5 protein-coding genes and 3 pseudogenes are annotated in these 6,360 nt (G+C 69.3%); 5 read left to right on the top strand and 3 right to left on the bottom strand.

Annotated elements, in window-relative coordinates:
- Positions 1-500 (bottom strand): annotated as a pseudogene (locus ACFYW8_RS33960) (YihY/virulence factor BrkB family protein); the annotation flags it as partial.
- Between the two features lie 751 nt (positions 501-1,251).
- Between ACFYW8_RS33960 and ACFYW8_RS33955 the strand changes: the two are divergent.
- Positions 1,252-1,614: a hypothetical protein gene (locus ACFYW8_RS33955; protein ID WP_389086785.1), complete on the top strand. Its 363-nt coding sequence runs from the start codon at positions 1,252-1,254 to the stop codon at positions 1,612-1,614.
- Positions 1,611-2,269, top strand: a pseudogene (locus ACFYW8_RS33950) (nucleotidyl transferase AbiEii/AbiGii toxin family protein). The gene ACFYW8_RS33955 and the pseudogene ACFYW8_RS33950 overlap by 4 nt, the downstream one beginning before the upstream one ends.
- A gap of 13 nt (positions 2,270-2,282) precedes the next feature.
- On the opposite strand, the pseudogene ACFYW8_RS33945 reads toward ACFYW8_RS33950, so the two are convergent.
- Together ACFYW8_RS33945 and ACFYW8_RS33940 are read right to left on the bottom strand one after the other, a co-directional pair.
- Positions 2,283-3,155 (bottom strand): annotated as a pseudogene (locus ACFYW8_RS33945) (transposase); the annotation flags it as partial.
- A 250-nt stretch (positions 3,156-3,405) separates the two neighbouring features.
- On the bottom strand, positions 3,406-3,996 hold the full coding sequence (locus tag ACFYW8_RS33940) for an SDR family NAD(P)-dependent oxidoreductase (RefSeq protein ID WP_389086781.1): 591 nt from the start codon (positions 3,994-3,996) through the stop codon (positions 3,406-3,408).
- 315 nt (positions 3,997-4,311) lie between these two features.
- Here ACFYW8_RS33940 and panD point away from each other — a divergent pair, with 315 nt between their 5' ends.
- The 3 genes from panD to ACFYW8_RS33925 are packed head-to-tail and all read left to right on the top strand — an operon-like array spanning position 4,312 to position 5,800.
- Positions 4,312-4,731: an aspartate 1-decarboxylase gene (panD, locus tag ACFYW8_RS33935; protein ID WP_389086776.1), complete on the top strand. Its 420-nt coding sequence runs from the start codon at positions 4,312-4,314 to the stop codon at positions 4,729-4,731.
- A 50-nt stretch (positions 4,732-4,781) separates the two neighbouring features.
- A complete protein-coding gene (locus tag ACFYW8_RS33930; protein WP_365869844.1) occupies positions 4,782-5,126 on the top strand; it encodes a GNAT family N-acetyltransferase in 345 nt (114 codons plus the stop codon).
- A complete protein-coding gene (locus ACFYW8_RS33925) occupies positions 5,126-5,800 on the top strand; it encodes an aspartate/glutamate racemase family protein (RefSeq protein WP_365869845.1) in 675 nt (224 codons plus the stop codon). The genes ACFYW8_RS33930 and ACFYW8_RS33925 overlap by 1 nt, the downstream gene beginning before the upstream one ends.
- Positions 5,801-6,360: the final 560 nt, after the last annotated feature.

Genomic DNA, 6,360 nt, shown 5'->3' with positions numbered 1-6,360 from the left:
CACTTGGCGATCGACCACACCGTCAGCGCGGTATCCCCGATCCCCAGCGCCGTGCCGACCTGGCGGGCCACGCCACCGGTGAAGACCACGATCAGTGAACTGACCACCGCCAGCACCATCAGTGCGATCGTCACGCCGACGCGCACCGGCAGGATCTTCCACACCGGGCGGCCCTCGGGCACGTCATAGACGACGTTCGCGGCGCGGATGAACGCCGCGACGTACCCGGATGCCGACCACACGGCCACCACCAGGCCGACGATCGCCACGATGGAGCCGGTGCCGGCGTTGCCCTGCAGTTGCTCGACGGCGCGGGTGATGATGTCGCGGGCCGGGCCCGGGGCGAGCTGCCTGAGATTGTTCAGCACCTTGTCCGTGGTCGACCTGCCGGTGATGCCCAGCAGGGAGACCAGGACCAGCAGGGCCGGGAACAGGGCGAGGACCCCGTAGTACGTCAGCGCCGCCGCCCGGTCGGCCAGCTCGTCCTTACTGAGAAACCTGGGGAATGCCGCCCGGAAATGCGACCGGTTGTAAGCTGAACAAACGGCCCTTGACCTGCAAAAACGCAGGCAGGGAGCCTACTTGCAGGAGCCTTCCGATGTTGCGTACCATGTTCAAGTCCAAGATCTAGAATTTTGGCGTTTGTGCAGGTCAGGGGCCTTGTAGAGTGGCTCGGGTCAGCAAATGGTCAGCATCGGGCTTGAGGGTGTTCCGGCTTGCTGACCTGGTGGCTGCCGTGGCGGGGGCCTGGACACAGGTGCCTGGCTTCCGCTTGGGACGTTCGCTGCGTTACTCGACAGCTCGTCCGCGGCACGGGTCCTGAGTGAGTGGGCTGCGTTCGGGGCCGAATCGGCGTGCCTTGTGGATGCCGCCTGCCCCCCTCCGGTCGCTACTGCGACCTCGCCCGCCCTGGTGTCCTTCTCGTCCACTGTGCCGGCGTCATGGGCCTCGGCTTCGGCACCGTCGTCATTTCCGACACCGAGACCGAAGCCGCAGCCGACTCCACTGCGTCGGCCCTCCGCGTGACCTGCTGCGCCATGGTCACCCGCGCCCTCGAGCGGGGCTGGTCCCGGGTCTGCAGGGCAGCGGCTGCCGCGCCACCCGGGGGCCTGCGCGGGTGGGCGATGACGTGCTGAGCGCGCCCACTGGGTGAGATGTTCGAGGGAAGGGCGGGCGGCGCCCGACCCGTACGTACCGGCAGGGACCCCTGTATCCGCCATGCCGCCGCCTCCCAGCAGCAATACTGGATGCATGGACACGACGATCACTGCCCCCCGCGCCGAGGTGCTGCGGGACCGCTACCGCAGCCGACTGCCCGAGCGCTTGCAGGAGCTGGCCGGCCCCGTCGAGGGCAACGTGGACCTGCCGCTCCACATCGTCTGGTCCGGGCGGACGAGCTACAGCCTGGACCGTCCGAAGTCCCGCATGACGCTCTACCGGACCGTCCTCGCCGAAGGGCTGAGTGAGGACCTGGTGGCCCTCCTGCACCACCGGCTGCTCACCGAGCAGTGGCCCGTGCTGCGACGCTTGATCAGTCCCTACATCCGCGAGGTCTGGGAGGGCGCCTTCCCCGAGCTGCTCCGCACCGCTCCGGCCGGCACGACCGCCGCGTGAAGCTCACTCCGCTCCACGAGCGTCTCCTCGCCGACATCCTCGACCTCGGCTCCCCCTACCCTCTGGTCCTCACCGGCGGATACGCTGTGCAGGCCCACGGCCTGGTCGAACGCTTCAGCCGTGACCTCGACGTCGCCACCGAGAACCCCGCTCCGATGCAGGAGATCGTCGCCTCACTCACAGCAGGCCTCAGCGCGCGCGGATGGCGGACCGCGCACGTCCAGACCGATCCGCTCAGCGGCCGGTTCCTCGTCACCGATCCGGACACCGGCGAGGAGTGCGAGGTCGACGTCCTCAAGGAGTCGTTCTGGGCTCCGCCTGCCCAGACCCCCTACGGCCCCGTTCTTTCCCTCGACGACGTGATCGGCACCAAGGTCCGTGCCCTCGCCGACCGCGGCACCGTTCGCGATCTCATCGACGTCCAGGCTGCCTCCCGCCACCGCTCCACCGCCGACCTCGAAACCTCGGTCGCCGTCGCGCCCACGACGAGTTCAGCCTCGAAGACCTCCGGGACCGGCTGATCGGCGCGGACTGGTACGAGGATGAGGACTACACCGCGTACGGGCTCACCTCCCGGCAGATCGAAGAACTCAAGGCGTGGGCGCTGGAGTGGGCGGAGGATCTGGGTGCGCGGATCCATGACGAGAACGCCTGAGCTTGTTCTTTATCTACCAAGATCTTCCAGGCTTGCCGGTGGCCTTGAGGGACTCGGGGCGTTTGACGGTTTTTCCGACGTCGTAGCGGGGTGCCCGGTGTTTGTTCTTGGTGCCGGGTGGTCGTCCGGGACCGGTGCCACGAGGTTGGGGAACACGGGCGGGACAGAGCAAGTGTGCGCGGATGTTCCTGAACCCCCGGCGGACCCGGGTTGGGGTGAGCCGGTTGGGCAGGGCGGGTTTCTCCCAGGGCCGGCGGAGGTCTTCGGCGAGCGGTCGGGCGAGCCTGAGCTGGGTGTGGGCGACGATCAGGATCCAGGTCCAGCGGTCCGCGGCCTCGGGAGTGCGGAGTTTCGGGGTGGTCCATCCAAGGGTCTGCTTCGCGAAGCGGAAGGTGTGCTCCAGATCGAAGCGGCGGAGAAATGCCTGCCAGAATCGGTCCACGTCGTCGGGGGTGGCGCCGGTCTTGGAGGACCATAACCGCACCGGTGGGGCATCCCGTTCCTTCGACAGATGCTCGACCTTCAGGCGCATCAACGTCCCTTCAACCAGGGGTAGTTCACCGTCATGGTCGAGCCATGAGGAACGGTGGGTAAGTCGGGGGTGGACCCGGTCCCACGCCTGAGTCTCGGCCTTGCCGTAGTTGCTCGTGTCGGTGACTGTGGTGATCGCGGGCTCGGGCCAGGTCTCCGGCTTGGTGAAGCGGAACTCCGGACCGTGCTTGGGCGGCCGGCCGTTGACGCCGTGCATCCTGGGTGGTTTCGGCAGACGCATCACGCGGTCGGATCGGACCCGGCCGACCATCTCGACCGGCAGGTCGCGCAGGACCCGGGCAAGGCGGGTGACGTCGTAGCCGGCGTCACTGACGATCACGATATGCGGGTCCCCGATGCGAGAGGGCTTCGACCTCTTTCCCCGCCCAAACTGATGAACTCATCAAGGGCTTCCTCGACAGCCGATGCCTTCCCCCGACCACCTTGAGCATCTGGTCTTTGCTCTCCACGACCACACCGGGCTCCTTCCCGCGCTTGCGGTGGATGCCTGCGAGCGCATCGTCCAGCACGCAGGCCGCGACCTCGGAGACATCCGGACGCATCGCGCAGCAGACGGCCACTACTTGGTCTCGGTCGTCCTCCGTCTATATCGGCAAAGCCCGCAATCCCGACGGATTCGCTGCCTGGACATCATCGACAGGCTCGCGCAAGTAGGTGCCTACAGCTTGAACGCTGCTCTGGAGTACGAGCGCTAATCGGAAACTCCCGTTCCTGGTCACCAACGGCTTGGTCCTCCTTCGCCCAGCGGAACCTGGCATGCTGGCTCGCCGAAAAGTCCCCCTCGCACCTCCCAGCTGAAAGGTCTGGATGCTGCGGAGGGTGCCGATGATGTTGATCTCGACGATCTTGTTCCACTCGTCGGGATTGATGTCCGGGAACTCGACGAGGGCGTTGGAGCCGACGATGCTCCTCAGGACGCGCGGGGTGCCGAAGGTTTTCTGAGCGTCGTCGAAGGCCGCAGTCCACTGCTCTTGGTCGATGATGTCGAGTCCGGCGAAGTGGGCCTTCGCTCCGCCTCCGGTGAAATCGTGGACGAGTTCGTTTGCGCGTTCTTCACTGCCGCCAGTGATGACGACGGACTCGCCCTCGTCGGCGATGCGCCGTGCGGTGCGGTCGCGCTCGACGGCTGCCCAACTTCGACAGCGTGACGCCCTGAACGACCGGCCGGATCTCACGCGTGCAGGCGCGCGGCATGACCACCTCACACGAAACCGCTGGTGGTGAGCCTTCCTCTAATGCCTCCACCTGCCTGATGGCCCATCAGCCAAGTCGGCATCCGATCAGCGTCAGCCCGAGGCAAGTTTCCGTACGCGCCCCTGGTCGGAGGCTTCGCGGCTGCTTGAACCGCGCAGAATGCGCAGGCGAGAAGCCTGCTCCCCCGGGCGCTCGATGTTGTACAAGTTCTTCGAGTCGAAGAGGGGCCGATGTACAGTGAAGGCCGCCCTTGACCTGCAGAAAGCAGGCAGGGAGCCGTCCTCCAGGAGTCCAAAGTGCTGCGTACTCTGTTCAAGTCCAAGATCCACCGTGCCACGGTCACCCAGGCCGACCTGCACTACGTCGGATCCGTCACCATCGACGCCGATCTGCTGGACGCCGCCGATCTGCTGCCGGGTGAGCTCGTCCACATCGTCGACATCACCAACGGTGCCCGCCTGGAGACGTACGTCATCGAGGGGGAGCGCGGCTCGGGCGTCGTCGGGATCAACGGAGCGGCGGCCCATCTCGTGCACCCCGGTGACCTGGTGATCATCATCAGTTACGCTCAGGTCACCGACGCCGAGGCGCGGGCGCTGCGGCCGAGCGTCGTGCACGTGGACAGCGACAACCGGATCGTGGCTCTCGGCGCCGACCCGTCCGAGCCGGTACCGGGCTCGGACCAGCAGCGCAGCCCGCAGGCCGTCACCGCCTGATCCGCGACGGCATCGCAGGACCCCTGGACCCGAGGACCCGAGGAGTGCCCGTGAGCGACATCGAGATCCGCGACGACCGGCCGGCCGGGCGCCTTGAAGCGTTCGCCGGTGATCAAGTGGTCGGGCACATCGAGTACTTCGTCCTGGAGGAACCCGCCCGGGCCCTCGTCCCCGTGCACACCATCGTGGAGCCGGAGCACGAGGGCCAGGGCATCGCCGGCTCCCTCGCCCGCGAGCTGTACGTCATGGCCGCACGCGAGGGCGTCGTCGTCGCCCCGCTCTGCCCGTACGTCGTGAAGTGGGCGCAGCGGCACCCCGAGGAGGCTCCGGTGGCCGACCCGGCGCTGCTGACCGCCGCGGTGGACTGGCTCAAGGCGCATCCGGGACGTTTCTGATGGCAGATGTGCCGCTCCCGCACGGGTTCGGACCGCTCGCCCTGCTGCACACCTCGCCGACGCATGTCCCCGTCTTCGACGCGCTGCGCGACGAGTCCCACCCGGGCCTGGAACTGCGCCACCTGGTCGACGAGGAACTGCTCGCGAGAGCCCGCCGCGAAGGGCCCGAAGCGGTCGCCGACGATGTGCGGGCGCTGGTCGGCCGGGCCGTCGCCGACGGCGCCCGGGTCGTGCTCTGCACCTGCTCCACGATCGGCGCGGTCGCGGAGCGGGCCGACGCCGGGGTGCCCGTGCTCCGCGTGGACCGCCCCATGGCCGCCGCGGCGGTGGCGGCCGGCCCCCGGGTCGTCGTCCTCGCGACGGTGGCGAGCACCCTGGAGCCGACCGTCGCCCTGGTCGAGGAGGAGGCCCGCCGCGTCGGCCGCCCCGTGGACGTCCGTACGGAACTGGTCGACGGCGCGTGGGCGCTGTTCGAGGCGGGTGACACGGACGGCTGCGCCCGCGTGGTGGCCGACGCGGCCGACGCCGTCAGCCACGCCGACGCGATCGTTCTCGCGCAGGCGTCCATGACCGCGGCCCAGCGGTTCACCACCACCGCGGTGCCGGTGCTGTCGAGCCCGCGCCCGGGGCTCGCCGCGGCGGCGGACGCGGTCCGCGCGGTCCACTCCGGGTAGGCCCGTCGGCCGTTCCGGCATCGCGCCCCTGGGCGGGCCGACCATGGTCCGAGCGCCCAGGGCAGGGACTGACTCGTGGCCGGGCGTCGCACCTCGCGCGGGCCCGTCCGGCCGCCGTCCCTCGCGCGACGGGGTGAGTGGGTGCGCCCCGGCCGGGTACGCGTGGGACAAGTCCAGAGCCGACGCACCGACTGGCTGGAGGACCGCCATGACGCATCCGTACCCCGACCCGGTACCACCGGGACCGACCCCGGGTCCGAGCCCCGAGCCCCCGGGGCCGAGTCCCTTCCCCGACCCGACGCCGCACCCCGGCGGCCCCCCTCCCGCCCCGGGACCGAAGCCGAAGCCGGGCGGTCCCGACCCCGTTCCCGGGCCGGAGCCCGTACCCGGGCCGGACCCCGTTCCTGGTCCGGAGCCCGTCCCGTCACCCTCCCCGATCCCGAAACCGCCGGGCCCCGACCCGGTACCCGAACCCCAGCCCCAGCCCGGGCCCCTGACCTGACGGACGTCCCCGTGCGCCCGGCCTCGACGGGTCGCAGGCCGGGCGCGTGAGGAACCGG

It is taken from the genome of Streptomyces sp. NPDC002742, from assembly GCF_042888885.1.
Classification (GTDB): Bacteria; Actinomycetota; Actinomycetes; order Streptomycetales; family Streptomycetaceae; genus Streptomyces.
The sequence above is the reverse complement of the archived record's forward strand: the minus strand, read 5'-3'. Positions and strand labels throughout refer to the sequence as shown.

Bases quoted from the DNA above. Each gene is read 5' to 3' on its own strand.
- ACFYW8_RS33925 (WP_365869845.1), top strand. From the start codon at position 5,126: ATGGCAGATGTGCCGCTCCCGCACGGGTTCGGACCGCTCGCCCTGCTG.
- ACFYW8_RS33955 (WP_389086785.1), top strand. From the start codon at position 1,252: ATGGACACGACGATCACTGCCCCCCGCGCCGAGGTGCTGCGGGACCGC.